Below are 13,969 nucleotides of genomic sequence, written 5' to 3' on the forward strand. Positions count from 1 at the left end.
TGGGCGAGGTTATATGAGGGCAGTATGCCGTCAAGCGCCGCGACGAAGAGAGGCGTCAGGCCGCGGCCCGGCTCCGCCTCTCGGCGAAGGACTGCACCGCCAGAGCCAGGAGGCAGAGCCCCGCCACGGGAAAGACCAGCGTGTTCATCGTGTCCCAGCCGGCGGTGACGAGCGTGTGGCCCGACAGGAGCGAGGCGGAGGCGACGGTCGAGAACAGGACGAGGTCGTGCAGCCCTTGCGTCTTGTTCTTCTCCGACGGCCGATGGGTCTCCGCTACCATCGCTGTCGCGCCGATGAAGCCGAAATTCCAGCCGAGGCCGAGCAGCACGAGGCCGAGCCAGAAGTTCCAGACGGCCGTGCCGGACAGGAAGATCGCGGCGGCGGCGGCCAGGAGTAGAAGGCCGCAGGCAATGACCGGCACCTTGCCGACGCGAGCGATGATCCGGCCGGTGAAGAAGCTCGGTCCGAACATGGCGAGGACATGCCACTGGATGCCGACGAAGCCGACATCCTGAGGCAGGCCGCAGGCGACGATCGCCAGCGGCGCCCCGGTCATGACGAAGGTCATCAGCCCGTAGCTGCCTGCGCCGCAGACGAGGGCGGCGAGGAAGCGCGGCTGGCGGACGATCTCCGCCAGCGGCCGCGCCGGAGCCGCCTCGTCGGCAACGGCCTCGCTCGGGCCTTCATGCATGCGCAGGAAGCCGATGACGGCGGCACCGATCAGGCCGAGCGCTGCCATGCCGAGGTAGGCGCCGGCGAAATGCACCGGCAGGAACAGATCGTCCGTCAGGAGCACGGTCTGCGGTCCCACCACGGCAGCGACCATGCCCCCCGCAAGCACGATGCCGATCGCCCGCGGCTGATAAGCTTGCGGCGCGTTATCGACTGCGGCGAACCGATATTGCTGGGTGAAGGCATTGCCGACGCCGACGAGACACAGCGCGAGAGCAAAGAACAAGAAGCTCGACGCAAACAGCGCTCCGGCCGCAAACAAGCCCCCAACGGAAACGACCAGCGCGCCGGCCGACAAGCCGAGGCGGCGACCGACGACGCGCATCAGGGCGGCGGCGGGAAAGGCGCCCAGCGCCACGCCGAGCGTAAAGCCGGTGACAGGAAGGGTCGCCAGCGACTTGTCGCCGATGAGCAGCCAGCTTCCGGCGAGGCCGCCGGTCGCCATGGTGATCGGCCCGGCCGAGCCGACGATGGCTTGCGCGGCGGCGAGCACGAACGCGTTGCGCCGGGCGGTGGCAAGTTGAAGACCCGCCTGCCCGGGCGCTGCCGCGAGAGTCACTTCTTGGTCTCGCCGTCGGCCCGCTGGCTGCGGGCGATGCGGTCGAGGACGGCATTGACCAGCCGCGGCTCGTCCTCGACGTAGAAGGCTTTCGCGACGTCGATATACTCCGTGACGATCACCGCGATCGGCACGTCGCGACGCTGCAGGAGTTCGAACACCCCTGCCCTCAGGATCGCCCTCAGCGTCGTATCGAGACGCGACAGCGGCCAGTCTGTGGGCAGCGCGCCGTGAATCAGCGGGTCGATCGTCTTCTGCTGGCGCACGACGCCGGACACGATATCGCGGAACCAGGCGGGATCGGCGTCGCGATAGGTGTCGCCGTCGATCTCCCGACCGAGACGGAAGGCCTCGTATTCGGCCACCGTCTCCAGAAGCGAAGCGCCGCCCACATCCATCTGATAAAGCGCCTGCACGGCGGCGAGGCGCGCCGCGCCCCGCTTGTTCGCCGGTTTCACCTCGCGCTGTTTCGGACCGGTGTTCGACATGGTCAGGCTCCGAGCCGGTCCCGAAGCGCGACCATGGTGAGCGCCGTGCGCGCCGCTTCGCCGCCCTTGTCCTTGCGGGCGGGATCTGCCCGCTCGAGCGCCTGGCTCTCCGTCTCGCAGGTGAGGATGCCGTTGCCGAGCGCGAGGTTCTCGTCGACCGACAGCGACATCAGCGCGCGAGCGGATTCGTTCGAGACGACCTCGAAATGATAGGTCTCGCCGCGGATGACGCAGCCGAGCGCGACATAGCCGTCATAGTCGGTTTCGCCCTCGTCGGCCCCGGTCAGCGCGAAGCTGATCGCCGCCGGAATTTCTAGCGCTCCCGGCACGGTGACGACGTCATAGCTGGCGCCGGCGGATTCCAGCGCCGCCTTCGCGCCAGCAAGCAGATGGTCGGCGATATGCCCGTAGAACCGGGCCTCGACGATGAGGAGATGCGGCTTGGAAGCCATGTTGTTCTTGTCCCTTTGACGGTCGGTGGCCCGATCGAGCCCGTGAAGATCCCGGCCTGCGCGGCGCGAGCGGACGAAGCCGACTCGGCGCAGAGCCACCTCCCGCATATCGGTATGGCGGCCTCTGACGGCTAGGCGGAGTTTGCGCTGAACAGGCGCTCGGCATAGCGCGCAATCTGGTCCACCTCAAGGTTGACGCGGTCGACGACCCGTCTTTCGTTCCAGGTGGTGACGTCGAGCGAATGGCGGATCAAGAGGACGTCGAAGACGTCGTCCTCGACGGAATTGACCGTCAGCGACGTGCCGTCGAGGCAGACCGAGCCCTTCTTGGCGACGAAACGCTTCAACTCCGCCGGCGCCCGCAGGCGAAAGCGCACCGCCTCGCCTTCCGGTTCCACGCCGATGATCTCCGCGAGGCCGTCGACATGGCCGGAGACGAGATGGCCGCCGATCTCGTCGCCGATCTTCAGCGAGCGCTCGAGATTGATGCGCGTGCCCTCGCCCCAGCCATGCGCCGTCGTCAGCCGCAGCGCCTCCTCCCACGCCTCGACCTCGAACCAGCGTTCGTTCGCTCCCTCGCCCGGCAGCTCGGTCACCGTCAGGCAGACGCCGGAACAGGCGATCGAGGCGCCGATGGCGATGGTCGCCGGATCGTAGTCCGTCGCGATGCGGAAGCGCTTTCCTGCTTCCCGCTCGCGCACCGACAGAACCCGGCCGACATCCGTCACGATCCCGGTAAACATCCGTTCATCTCCGTTCGAACTCGCTCCAGCGGTCGTCGGCGAACCGATACTCCCGCCGCAGCCGGAAGCGCTCTCTCGCCGCCGCGACATCTATCGGAGCTGCGACGCCCTCTGCACCGATCTCCACCTGTCCCTCGACGAGGATCAGCCGGTCGACGAGATCGGCTTCGAGGAAGCTCGCTCCGGTCTCGGCGCCGCCCTCGACGAGAATGCTGGCCGTGCCGGTCGCCGCGAGATCCTCCATCAGCTCCGGCAATGCAATCCGCCCCGTCTCCGGATCGGCCTCGCAGGAGACGAAGGCGACGCCTGCCTCCGCCAGCGCCGCGCGGCGCACCGGATCGGCATCGACGAAAGTGGCGACCAGCGTCGGCACCGTCTTGGCGGTGCGCGCCACCGTCATCTCCGGCGCGAGCCTCAGACGGGGATCGAGGATGATCCGGCTCGGGGATCGCTCCGCGAGCCCGGGCAGCCGGCAGTCGAGCCGGGGGTCGTCCTCGAGCGCCGTGCCCGAACCGATCAGGATGGCATCGTGCCGCGCGCGCTCGAGATGGGTCTGAGCATCGGCGACAGAACCGGTGATCTTGACCTGGCCGCCCCCTCTGATTCCAATCTTTCCGTCGGCCGAAAGCGCCATCTTCAGAGTAACTTCTGGGCGGGACTTGAGGTGACGCGAGAGGTAGCCGGAGATCATGTCCGCCGCTTCGGGCACCATCACCCGCGGGGTCACGGAAAGGCCGCCCGCCATCAGGATGCGGTGCCCCTTGCCGTCGACTCTGGGGTCCGGATCGGCGGCGGCGGAGACGACGCGAGCGATGCCGGCGGCAACCAGCGCCTCGGCGCAGGGCGGCGTGCGGCCATGATGGGCGCAGGGCTCGAGCGTGACATAGGCCGTCGCGCCGCCCGCCCGTTCGCCCGCTTCCGCCAGCGCCTGGGTTTCGGCATGCGGGCGGCCGCCAAGCGCGGTCACCCCGCGGCCGACGATGATCGGGCCGGCGCCCTCGTCGGCGACGATCAACGTGGCGACGGAAGGGTTGGTCCCGGTCAGGCCGACATGGCGCATGGCATAGCGGATCGCCGCGGCCATGAAGCGGTGGTCTCCGGGACGAACTGGCGCGAAGGCACCGGCGCCCGCATCCTCACGGAGTGTCATCGGCTCGCTCCGCGGTCGTCGAAGGCGGTTCTGCCGGCGGCATGACGGTAGCCGTCCCGCCGGCCCGCGCGAGTTCGCCGATGACCGACTGGAAATCGCTCGCCTCGGCAAAATCGCGATAGACAGAGGCGAAGCGCACATAGGCGACGTCGTCGAGCCCCTTCAGCGCCTCCATCACCATCTCGCCGATGGTGCGCGACGGGATCTCGGCTTCACCCGATTGCTCGAGACGGCGCACGATGCCCGAAATCAGCCGCTCGACGCGGCCGGCCTCGACCGGGCGCTTGCGCAGCGCGACCTCGATCGAGCGCGCCAGCTTGTCGCGGTCAAAGGGCACCTTCTTGCCGGACTTCTTCAGGACGTGGAGTTCGCGCAGTTGAACCCGCTCGAAGGTGGTGAAGCGGCCGCTGCAGTCCGGGCAGATGCGCCGGCGGCGGATCGCGGCGCCGTCCTCGGCCGGGCGCGAATCCTTCACCTGGCTGTCCTGCGAGCCGCAATAGGGACAGCGCATCGTTCCCCTCTCCTGCCTCTGCAAACGAAAAGGCCGCGTCGCTGCGGCCTCTTCCAGATAGTTACAAGCCGATCAGGCGAAAAGCGGAAAGTCCGCCTACATCGCCTGGTAGATCGGAAAACGGTCGGTGAGCGCCATGACCTTCGCCTTCACCGCCGCCTCGATCTCGGCATTGCCGTCCTCGGAATTCGACTTCCGCAGCCCGTCGAGTACCTCGATGATCAGGCTGCCGACTTCGCGGAACTCCTGGATGCCGAAGCCCCGGCTCGTCGCGGCCGGGGTTCCCAGACGCACGCCGGAGGTGATCGTCGGCTTCTGCGGGTCGTTCGGCACGCCGTTCTTGTTGCAGGTGATGTTGGCGCGGCCGAGCGCCTGCTCCGACGCCTTGCCGGTGAGGTTCATGGGCCGGAGGTCGACCAGCATCAGATGCGTGTCCGTGCCCCCCGAGACGATGTCGAGCCCGCCCTCGCGCAGGGTCTCGGCCAGCGCCCGGGCGTTCTCGACAACGGCGCCGATATAGGAGCGGTAGGCCGGGGTCAGCGCCTCGCCGAAGGCCACGGCCTTGCCGGCGATGACATGCATCAGCGGGCCGCCCTGAAGGCCGGGGAACACCGCCGAATTGATCTTCTTGGCGATGCCCTCGTCATTGGTCAGGATGAGACCGCCGCGCGGACCGCGCAGCGTCTTGTGCGTTGTCGAGGTCGCGACATGGGCGTGCGGGAACGGGCTCGGATGATGGCCAGCCGCGACGAGGCCGGCGAAATGCGCCATGTCGACCCAGAAGATCGCGCCGACCTTGTCGGCGATCTCGCGGAACCTCGCAAAGTCGATCCGGCGCGAATAGGCCGAGCCGCCGGCGACGATCACCTGCGGCTTGTGCTCGAGCGCCAGCGCCTCGACCTGATCGTAGTCGATCAGGCCGGTCGACAGGTCGAGCCCGTACTGGACCGCATTGAACCACTTGCCGGACAGATTCGGCTTGGCGCCGTGCGTCAAATGGCCGCCGGCATCCAGACTCATGCCGAGCAGCGTATCGCCCGGCTTCGACAGCGCCAGAAGCACCGCCTGGTTGGCCTGGCTTCCGGAGTTCGGCTGGACATTGGCGAACTCGCAGCCGAACAGCTTCTTCACCCGATCGATCGCGAGCGTCTCGACGACGTCGACGAACTCGCAGCCGCCGTAATAGCGCCGGCCGGGATAGCCCTCGGCATATTTGTTCGTCAGCACCGAGCCCTGCGCCTCGAGAACGGCGCGCGATACGATGTTTTCCGACGCGATCAGTTCGATCTCGTGGCGCTGGCGCTCCAGCTCCTTGCCGGTTGCGTCGAACACTTCGGGGTCGCGCTCGGCGAGGGTGGCGGTGAAGAAATCGGCAAAGCGCGACGACGGATCGCTACGGCTGACCTGGCTCATTCTGGCACTCCTTCAGGGGATCGATCGGCGGCCCACGGCGAAAGCCTGCGCGCTTTACCACAGCCGCCAGGGGATCACCAACCGGACTGCGACATGCCATGTCGTCGCTGGCGCAGGAAAGGAAGGAAGCGGGAAGCTGGCCGGTCACGCCGTCCCTGCCCCGCCAAGCAAGGACCACCCGTGGCCCCTGCCGGAATCGAAACGCGCGGAAGAGACCTCCCGCGCGTTCGCATCAGGTTCGAGATTGGCGGCGATCAGTAGCCGTCGTCGCCCCGCACATACGGGTTCTGCTGGTTCGCCGCGTAGGCGGTGGTCGTCAGATCGCCCATCGCCAGCTGCTCGGCGCCGTCGCGGTGATAGATGTCGTCGCGGAACTGCGGGACCGTCGGGTCAGTCGCCCAAGCGGAGATGTAGGTGAAATAGACCGGCACCGGGCTCGCCAGGTCGACATCCTGACGATCGCGGGCCGCGATCACCTGCTCGATGCGCTGGCGATCCCAGCCCGGCGTGTCGCGGGCCAGCCAAACGATAAGGTCGCGCACGTTCTGCACGCGCACGCAGCCGGAGGATTCGAACCGCATCAGCTCTGAGAACAGGCTCTGCTGCGGCGTGTCGTGCATGTAGACGGCATAAGGGTTGGGGAAGTTGATCTTCACCGAAGCCATCGCGTTGTTCTTGCCCGGATCCTGGCGGAACAGGTACTTTTCGGCCTCGCTGCTGTGCCAGTCGATCGACTGCGGCGGGATCTCGTTGCCCTTTCCGTCGTAGATATGGATGTCGCTGCGCTCCAGATAGGTCGGGTCCTTCTGCATCAGCGGAATGATGTCCTTGCGCACGATCGAGGCCGGCGCGTGCCAGTACGGATTGAGGTTGAGATTGGTGATCTTCGATTCGAGGATCGGGGTCTGGCGGTCGATCTTGCCGACAATGGCGACATGGCGCTGGACCACGACGCCGTTCTCGACGGCCTCGATCGAAGCGGCCGGAATATTGACCATCACGAAGCGCTGCCCGAGGTCCTTGACGACCATCTCGTTCAGCCGCTGGATGTTGGTCATGAGCTGGTTGAGACGCAGCTCCACCGGCACGTTCATCGCCTTGTAGGTCTCGGTGGAGACGACGCCGTCGGCCGGCAGCCCGTGCCGGGCCTGGAAGCGCTTCACTGCACCTTGGACATAGGTATCGAAGGCGGTCGACAGGCCGGCATTCGAGGCAAGATCACCGGCGATCGCCAAGCGCTGGCGAAGGACCGGGACGGCGCCGTTGTCGATGCCGATCCGGAGCGGCCCAACCTCTGGCACCATCGGCCAGCCGCCACCAGCCGCGATCTGCTGGTAGGAATAGGCCGCGCTCTGCGTCGCCTGCAGCGTCGCGGAGGAAAAGATCGGCGTGTTGGAAAGGACCTGGCGCGGGCTGGAGCCGCGCGTATCGAACTGATCGTCCCAGTTGCCGCGGGTCGGGGCATTCAGAAGATCGCTCAGCGCATCCTGCGCGAAGGCGACTCCGGGCAGAAGACTCGCTCCGGCGGCGGCGGTCCCCAGAAGAAATCCGCGGCGCGTGGAAATCCTGTCGGAGAACCGTTTGGTTGACGTCATCATAAGCCCCCTTGATCGACCCGGCCGCGGCATCGGCGCGACTTTAAGCGTTCGGTCTTAACGGAAGCTTCACCCTCTCCAGCGCCCTCGCGGGCCGGACTCGCCTTCCGTCATCAACGGGTTAGGCATTCCAATATGGCCAAAGCGTGAAGCCGGCGGCCAACATCGGCGGGAACGGCCGCGACTTCGCGAACCGGGAGATCACGGGAAACCTTGCCCGGGGTTCGATGCGCAGCACCCCGCTCCCGGTGTCCGGGTGCGGGGTGATCACGCAGACTTGAGTCCGTCCCAGGAGCTTAGAGCCGGTAGAGGATCTGGTCGTTCCAGAACCGGTCGAGACGCTGCAGGGCTTTGTTCATCTTCTGGAATTCCTGCTCGTCGAGCCCGCCGACCTTGTCGATCGAACCGATGTGACGGTCGTAGAGTTCGCCGACGATCTGCGCCACCTCGAGGCCCGCCTTGGTCAGCGAGACCCGGACCGCGCGCCGGTCGACGCGCGACTTCTGGTGATCGATGAAGCCGAGATCCACGAGCTTCTTCAGATTGTAGGAGACGTTGGAGCCGAGATAGAAGCCCCGGGTCCGCAGCTCGCCGGCGGTCAGAACCGAATCACCGATGTTGAAGAGCAGCAGCGCCTGGACGGCGTTGATGTCGGTGCGCCCCGCCCGGTCGAACTCGTCCTTGATCACGTCGAGCAGCCGCCGGTGCAGGCGCTCCACCAGCTGCAACGTCTCGAGGTAAAGCGACTTCAGCTCGTTCTTTGCTTCGACCGGGGCCGTATTCAGGTTCTTCGTCTGGGCGACCATAGTATTGCTCCGCTGTTGAGGTGATGGATTTTCTTTTCGCTTCCATCTTGGAGACCAATCTACGCGGCGCACCTAAAATTCGACTTAAACCGCAGACTTAATACGAGATTACACGATTAGAGACGATCCTCTTGCTTAACGATTTCCAGCACGTCCCTCAGTAGCCGCGGGAGGCGCGGTTCTCCCGCCAGGCGATCACCCTCAGCACCCCGAGCATCATCAGGCCCCAGGCGTGGAAGGCGAGCCAGTAGACTTCCTGGCCGAACAGCTCGGGAAAGCCGAGATGCATGACGCCTTCGGCGAGCGCGATGAGGACCCAGACCACCGCCCCCCAACCGGCCGTCATCCAGAGCCCGATGCCGGCGATCGGATAGAGCACGGCCAGCGCCGGCGCCGCCATCTTCCACCAGATCGGCATGAGATCGAAACGTCCGAGCGGACCCGGCTCGATGCCGACCAGTTTCGCCCAATAGCCGATGCCGGCGAAGAAGAGGATGACCGCCGAGAGTCGGTAGAGCCATATCGTCAGCCGGCGATTGAGACTCGCCGCCTTGTCTCGCGGAGACAGTTCGATGGTCATGATCGTCATCTCTCCAGAGCACGCTGCGGACCCGCCTCATCATCGGCGACCGTGGCGGCTATTTGGCGCGCGAACCTGTTCCCGAGCGCTCCTGCGCAAACCGCCACGGCGCTGGCGCAAAGCTCGCGATGCCAGTCCCGTCATCAAAGAACATGCCTGCCCGACGCGGCAAGGCGGGGAACTGCCGGGCCTGCTCCGATTCACGCCCTCGGCCTTTCCGCGCGAAGCCGACGCTTTCGCCTTGCGGCACAGAGGACCGGGTTCGTCCGGCCATCTCCGAAATCTTGCGGTAACCGGTCGGAAGGCCTACCGAAGCGGGAGCGGGCGCGTCAACGCCCGTCCACCGCTTGCCCGCTTCCCGGACGAGGGCCGGGCGTCGGCGCCGGAGGACAACCATCGTGACGGTGAAAGACATGACTTCATTCGCCCCTTCCCATGAAGCGATCACCGAGCGGATCGACAGCGCGACCGGCGGGCTGCGCATGCGACGCCTGCGGCAGGCGGACTGGACGAGGCGGCTCGTGCGCGAAACGGCGGTCTCGGTCAACGATTTGATCTGGCCGATCTTCGTGCGCGACGGCGAAGGCGAACCGCAGCCGGTCGCCTCGATGCCCGGCGTCTCGCGGCTGTCGGTCGCCGGCTGCGTCGAGGCGGCCAAGCGCGCCCGTGACCTCGGCATTCCAGTCCTTGCGCTGTTTCCCTACACCGATCCGGGCAAGCGCGACGAGACCGGTTCGGAAGCGCTCAACGAAGCCAATCTCGTCTGCCGGGCCTCGCGCGCGATCAAGACGGCGGTGCCGGAGGTCGGCATTCTCTGCGACGTCGCGCTCGACCCCTATACCAGCCACGGCCATGACGGCGTCATGAAGGGCGAGACGATCCTCAACGATGAATCGGTCGAACTTCTCTGCCGGCAGGCGGTCGTCCAGGCCGATGCCGGCTGCGACATCATCGGCCCGTCGGACATGATGGACGGCCGCGTCGCCTGCATCCGTGCCGCGCTCGACGAAGCCGGCCATCGCGACACGATGATCATGGCCTACAGCGCCAAATACGCCTCCGCCTTCTATGGCCCGTTCCGCGACGCGGTCGGCTCCGGCGGCATGCTGAAGGGCGACAAGCGGACCTATCAGATGGACTATGGCAACACCGACGAAGCCACGCGCGAAGCCGCGCAGGACATCGCCGAAGGCGCCGACATGATCATGGTCAAGCCGGGCCTGCCCTATCTCGACGTGCTGGCGCGGCTCGCGCGCGAATTCGGCGTACCGACCTTCGCCTACCAGACTTCGGGCGAATACTCTATGATCATGGCGTCGGCCGAACGCGGCTGGCTCGACGCGCCGAAGGCGATGATGGAGACGCTCGCCGCCTACAAGCGGGCGGGCGCAGCCGGCGTCCTCAGCTACTTCTCGCCCCACGTAGCAGAAGCATTGCGCACCGTCCCGCGCTGAAGTCCGCCCGGCTGCAGCGGGTGCAAGAGCCAGGCTGCTACCGGCTGAGGGCCCGCAGTATTGCACCGGCAATCGAACATACCCATCTCGAACGCAACAGAGACACTTCGAGAAGGAACCGCCGTGACCGACTTCACCGCTCCGCGCACCAGGGAATACGATCCGCGATCGCTCGATCAGCCGCGGCTCTATTCAGGCGTCCGCACGCGGCGGATGGTCTCCTTCCTGATCGACTACACGATCGTGCTGCTGCTGATGATCCCGGCGGCGATCGTCGTGTTCTTCCTCGGCATCCTGTCCTTCGGGCTGGGTTGGAGCCTCTATGCCATTCTCTTCCCGGTGGTCGCGATCCCCTATGTCGGCTTCACCATGGGCGGGTCTCACCAGGCGACACCTGGAATGCGGTTTGCCAATGTCCGCGTGGCGCGGCTCGATGGCGAACGCGTCGATCCGGCGATCGCGGTCCTGCATGGGGTGATCTTCTGGGCGGCGAACGCGGTGCTGACGCCGTTCGTCCTGCTCGTCGCCCTGTTCACCCCTCGCAAGCAGCTCCTGCAGGATCTCCTGCTCGGAACGGTGGTCGTGCGCAACGATCGCTGATTCTCGATCGAGGCAGCCAGACCTTTGACGGCCGGCTCCGCGGCGACGCGGAGCCGGCCGTTTTGCGTCCAGAGGCATCCACCGCTCGCGGATTTCGGCGCTCGCCCTCGGCGTTGAACGGTGCGGCAGGGGCGAGATGCCGCAAACGGCTTGCCACGAAACGGTGTGGCGGGGATAAGGTCGCGCGGGAAACAAGACGCGGCGGTACATGGATTCGCTCCACATCTGGCTCACCTATGCTCTCATTCTGGCGAGCGTGGTGGGCTATGCGATCGAGCGCTGGCCGATCGAGGCAGTGGCGGCGGCTTCGCTCAGCGCCTTTCTGCTCCTGTTCTCGGCCCTGCCCTTCCGCGACGCGGCCGGCGCTCCTGTCACGAGCGGCGACCTTCTGTCCGGCTTTGCAAACCCCGCGCTCATCACCGTCCTCTCGCTGCTGATCGTCGGACAGGGCCTGTTCGCGACCGACGCGATGTCGCGGCCGACGCAATGGCTGGCGCGGGTCGGCGGCTCGGCAGGAACCGGCGCGATCGCGCTGATCCTGGTCAGTGCCGCCCTGCTCTCCGCCTTCCTCAACAATACGCCGGTGGTGGTGATCTTCATCCCGATCCTGACCATGATGGCGACCCAGCGCGGCATCCACCCGGCGCATGTCTTCATGCCGCTGTCCTTCCTGTCGATCCTCGGCGGCCTCACGACGATGATCGGCTCCTCCACCAACCTCCTCGTCGCAGGCGTCGCGGCCCGCTCGAACATCCATCTCGGCTTCTTCGACATCACCATCCCGGGCCTCGCCATCGCGGTGGTCGGAGCGATCTACGTCATCCGGGTCATGCCGCGGATCCTGACGCCGCGGGAGGGATCCGACGGCCGGTTCGTCGATTCCGGCGGCAAGCAGTTCCTCGGCGAGATCGACATCGTCGAGGGGCACGCCTATCTCGGCTTGAAGGCGCGCGCCGGCCTCTTTCCCGGCCTTGGCGACCTGACGCCGCGGATGATCATCCGCGACAACCAGACAATCCTGCCGCCCTTCGACGACATCGCGCTGTCGGAAGGCGATCGGCTGATCGTCACGGCGACGCGCCGGGCCTTCTCCAAGGCGCTCTCTTCCGGGAACCTCAAGATCAAGACGCTCGACCCGTCGGGCGATGAGAGCGGCAAGAAGGCGAACAAGATCGGGCCGGACATGGTAATGGCCGAAGCCGTGGTCGCTCCAGGCTCGCGCTATGCCGGCCGAACCATGCAGTATTCCGGCCTCAGAACGCAGTTCGGCATCACCCTGTTCGGCCTGCAGCGCAAGAGCCGGATGGCGCGCGCGGCGCTGTCCGAGATAAGGCTCGAGCCGGGCGACACGCTGCTTTTGTGCGGACGCGAGCCGGCGATCGCGGCGCTCCGAGGCAATCACGACCTTCTCCTGCTCGAATATTCGGCGCAAGCCATCCCGCAAAGCGCCAAGGCGAAGATCGCCGCCGGCATCTTCCTCGCGATCGTCCTCTTCTCGGCCGCGGGGATCCTGCCGATCGAGGTGCTGGCGATGACGGGCGCGGTCCTGATGGTCGCGACCGGCTGCCTGACGCTCGGCGAGGCCGCGCGCTCGGTCGACCGATCCATCTTCATGCTGATCGGCGCCTCGATTGCGGCAGCGACGGCGCTGGAGCGCACCGGTGGCGCCGCGCTGATCGCCGACGCAACGGTGGATGCGCTCTCCGGCCTTCCACCGGCCGTCCTCCTGTCCGGCTTCTTCCTCGTCATCGCCGTCATGACGAATTTCCTGTCGAACAACGCGACGGCGGTCTTGTTCACACCCATCGCCCTCGACATATCCCGTCGCATCGGCTCGCCGCCGGAAGCCTGGCTCGCCTGCGTCATCTTCGGAGCCAACGCATCCTTCGCGACGCCGATCGGTTACCAGACCAATCTTCTCGTGATGGGTCCGGGGCGCTATCGTTTCGCAGACTTCGCAAAGGCCGGTATTCCGCTCGTCCTCCTCGTATGGTTAACATTTTCGCTGGTTGGTCCATGGTACTATTCGCTTTGAGGGAGGACGGCCGGCCGTGACAGTGCATCATCCGCAGACGCCGCAGTTCTTTCTTACCTCGCCCTCGCCCTGCCCCTATCTGCCAGGCCAGGCGGAGCGGAAAGTGTTCACCCACCTCGTCGGCGAGCGGGGGCAGGCCCTGCTCGACCTTCTGAGCCAGGGCGGCTTCCGCCGCAGCCAGAACATCGCCTACCGCCCGGCCTGCGAGCGCTGCAGAGCCTGCGTCTCGGTCCGCATCCTGGTCGACGAGTTCCAGCCGGGCCGGTCGATGCGCCGGGTCCTGTCGCGCAATTCGGACCTTGTGGGCCGCATCGGCGATCCGGAACCGACGACCGAACAGTATTCACTGTTCCGTAGCTATCTGGACGACCGCCACGCCCGCGGCGGCATGTCGGAAATGAGCGTCCTCGACTACGCCATGATGGTCGAGGACAGTCAGGTCGAGACCAAGCTCATCCAGTACCGCAAGCGTGGGCCGGACTCGTCCTTCTCGCGCCGATCGGACGGAGATCTCGTCGCCGTTGCCCTGTCCGACGTGATGAGCGACGGCATGTCGATGGTCTATTCCTTCTACGATCCGGAGGAATACGATCGCAGCCTTGGCACCTACATGATCCTCGACCATGTCGAGCGCACGCGGAAGCTCGGCCTGCCCTATCTCTATCTCGGCTATTGGGTGAACGGCTCGCGCAAGATGGACTACAAGATCCGCTTCCAGCCGCAGGAGCATCTCGGCCCCAAGGGCTGGGAGCGCTACCAGGGCTGAGACCACCGGCGCCCGCGACCTGCCGGGCCCTTCATGCGCCGATGTCGCGGCCGCGCATGCCGGGCGGCCGCCGAACCGGGCAATG

Annotated in this window: 14 protein-coding genes; 4 read left to right on the forward strand and 10 right to left on the reverse strand. The window is 66.3% G+C overall.

The window, feature by feature from the left end; genetic code table 11:
* Positions 1–55: 55 nt before the first annotated feature.
* From LH400_RS08735 to LH400_RS08780, 10 genes are all read right to left on the reverse strand, one after another.
* Entirely contained in the window at positions 56–1,291 is a 1,236-nt protein-coding gene (locus tag LH400_RS08735; protein WP_229152288.1) for an MFS transporter, read from the reverse strand.
* The gene (gene nusB, locus LH400_RS08740; RefSeq protein WP_229152289.1) at positions 1,288–1,779 is read right to left on the reverse strand and encodes a transcription antitermination factor NusB; all 492 of its coding nucleotides are present in this window, start codon (positions 1,777–1,779) and stop codon (positions 1,288–1,290) included. The genes LH400_RS08735 and nusB overlap by 4 nt, the downstream gene beginning before the upstream one ends.
* A gap of 2 nt (positions 1,780–1,781) precedes the next feature.
* Complete coding sequence (locus tag LH400_RS08745; RefSeq protein WP_229152290.1) at positions 1,782–2,231, reverse strand: 6,7-dimethyl-8-ribityllumazine synthase; 450 nt, start codon at positions 2,229–2,231, stop codon at positions 1,782–1,784.
* A gap of 131 nt (positions 2,232–2,362) precedes the next feature.
* Positions 2,363–2,974 (reverse strand): riboflavin synthase, encoded by a 612-nt coding sequence (locus LH400_RS08750; protein ID WP_229152291.1) that lies wholly within the window; start codon positions 2,972–2,974, stop codon positions 2,363–2,365.
* Positions 2,975–2,978: 4 nt separating this feature from the next.
* A complete protein-coding gene (gene ribD, locus LH400_RS08755; protein WP_229152292.1) occupies positions 2,979–4,124 on the reverse strand; it encodes a bifunctional diaminohydroxyphosphoribosylaminopyrimidine deaminase/5-amino-6-(5-phosphoribosylamino)uracil reductase RibD in 1,146 nt (381 codons plus the stop codon).
* A complete protein-coding gene (gene nrdR, locus LH400_RS08760) occupies positions 4,111–4,635 on the reverse strand; it encodes a transcriptional regulator NrdR (protein ID WP_229152293.1) in 525 nt (174 codons plus the stop codon). Before nrdR ends, ribD begins: the two co-directional genes overlap by 14 nt.
* 96 nt (positions 4,636–4,731) lie before the next feature.
* Positions 4,732–6,048 (reverse strand): serine hydroxymethyltransferase, encoded by a 1,317-nt coding sequence (glyA, locus tag LH400_RS08765; RefSeq protein ID WP_229152294.1) that lies wholly within the window; start codon positions 6,046–6,048, stop codon positions 4,732–4,734.
* A 254-nt stretch (positions 6,049–6,302) separates the two neighbouring features.
* A complete protein-coding gene (locus LH400_RS08770) occupies positions 6,303–7,643 on the reverse strand; it encodes a L,D-transpeptidase family protein (RefSeq protein WP_229152295.1) in 1,341 nt (446 codons plus the stop codon).
* 296 nt (positions 7,644–7,939) lie between these two features.
* Positions 7,940–8,449, reverse strand: coding sequence for a transcriptional regulator LdtR (gene ldtR, locus LH400_RS08775; RefSeq protein WP_229152296.1), 510 nt, complete (start codon positions 8,447–8,449; stop codon positions 7,940–7,942).
* 157 nt (positions 8,450–8,606) lie between these two features.
* The gene (locus LH400_RS08780) at positions 8,607–9,029 is read right to left on the reverse strand and encodes a DUF6163 family protein (RefSeq protein WP_229152297.1); all 423 of its coding nucleotides are present in this window, start codon (positions 9,027–9,029) and stop codon (positions 8,607–8,609) included.
* Positions 9,030–9,442: 413 nt separating this feature from the next.
* Here LH400_RS08780 and hemB point away from each other — a divergent pair, with 413 nt between their 5' ends.
* The 4 genes from hemB to LH400_RS08800 all read left to right on the forward strand — a co-directional run bounded on the left by hemB (position 9,443) and on the right by LH400_RS08800 (position 13,884).
* Positions 9,443–10,483, forward strand: coding sequence for a porphobilinogen synthase (gene hemB / locus LH400_RS08785; protein ID WP_229152298.1), 1,041 nt, complete (start codon positions 9,443–9,445; stop codon positions 10,481–10,483).
* A gap of 123 nt (positions 10,484–10,606) precedes the next feature.
* Positions 10,607–11,083, forward strand: coding sequence for an RDD family protein (locus LH400_RS08790; RefSeq protein ID WP_229152299.1), 477 nt, complete (start codon positions 10,607–10,609; stop codon positions 11,081–11,083).
* 208 nt (positions 11,084–11,291) lie between these two features.
* The gene (locus LH400_RS08795; protein ID WP_229152300.1) at positions 11,292–13,118 is read left to right on the forward strand and encodes an SLC13 family permease; all 1,827 of its coding nucleotides are present in this window, start codon (positions 11,292–11,294) and stop codon (positions 13,116–13,118) included.
* A gap of 16 nt (positions 13,119–13,134) precedes the next feature.
* Positions 13,135–13,884, forward strand: a complete 750-nt coding sequence (locus LH400_RS08800; protein ID WP_229152301.1) for an arginyltransferase — start codon at positions 13,135–13,137, stop codon at positions 13,882–13,884.
* Positions 13,885–13,969 lie beyond the last annotated feature (85 nt).

This window comes from Jiella soli, from assembly GCF_020615385.1.
Lineage (GTDB): Bacteria > Pseudomonadota > Alphaproteobacteria > Rhizobiales > Rhizobiaceae > VKMB-3413.

Excerpts from the sequence above, each read along its gene's own strand:
- nusB (WP_229152289.1), bottom strand. The coding sequence starts at position 1,779 with ATGTCGAACACCGGTCCGAAACAGCGCGAGGTGAAACCGGCGAACAAG.
- LH400_RS08745 (WP_229152290.1), bottom strand. The coding sequence starts at position 2,231 with ATGGCTTCCAAGCCGCATCTCCTCATCGTCGAGGCCCGGTTCTACGGG.
- LH400_RS08750 (WP_229152291.1), bottom strand. The coding sequence starts at position 2,974 with ATGTTTACCGGGATCGTGACGGATGTCGGCCGGGTTCTGTCGGTGCGC.
- ribD (WP_229152292.1), bottom strand. The coding sequence starts at position 4,124 with ATGACACTCCGTGAGGATGCGGGCGCCGGTGCCTTCGCGCCAGTTCGT.
- nrdR (WP_229152293.1), bottom strand. The coding sequence starts at position 4,635 with ATGCGCTGTCCCTATTGCGGCTCGCAGGACAGCCAGGTGAAGGATTCG.
- glyA (WP_229152294.1), bottom strand. The coding sequence starts at position 6,048 with ATGAGCCAGGTCAGCCGTAGCGATCCGTCGTCGCGCTTTGCCGATTTC.
- LH400_RS08770 (WP_229152295.1), bottom strand. The coding sequence starts at position 7,643 with ATGACGTCAACCAAACGGTTCTCCGACAGGATTTCCACGCGCCGCGGA.
- ldtR (WP_229152296.1), bottom strand. The coding sequence starts at position 8,449 with ATGGTCGCCCAGACGAAGAACCTGAATACGGCCCCGGTCGAAGCAAAG.
- LH400_RS08780 (WP_229152297.1), bottom strand. The coding sequence starts at position 9,029 with ATGACCATCGAACTGTCTCCGCGAGACAAGGCGGCGAGTCTCAATCGC.
- hemB (WP_229152298.1), top strand. The coding sequence starts at position 9,443 with ATGACTTCATTCGCCCCTTCCCATGAAGCGATCACCGAGCGGATCGAC.
- LH400_RS08795 (WP_229152300.1), top strand. The coding sequence starts at position 11,292 with ATGGATTCGCTCCACATCTGGCTCACCTATGCTCTCATTCTGGCGAGC.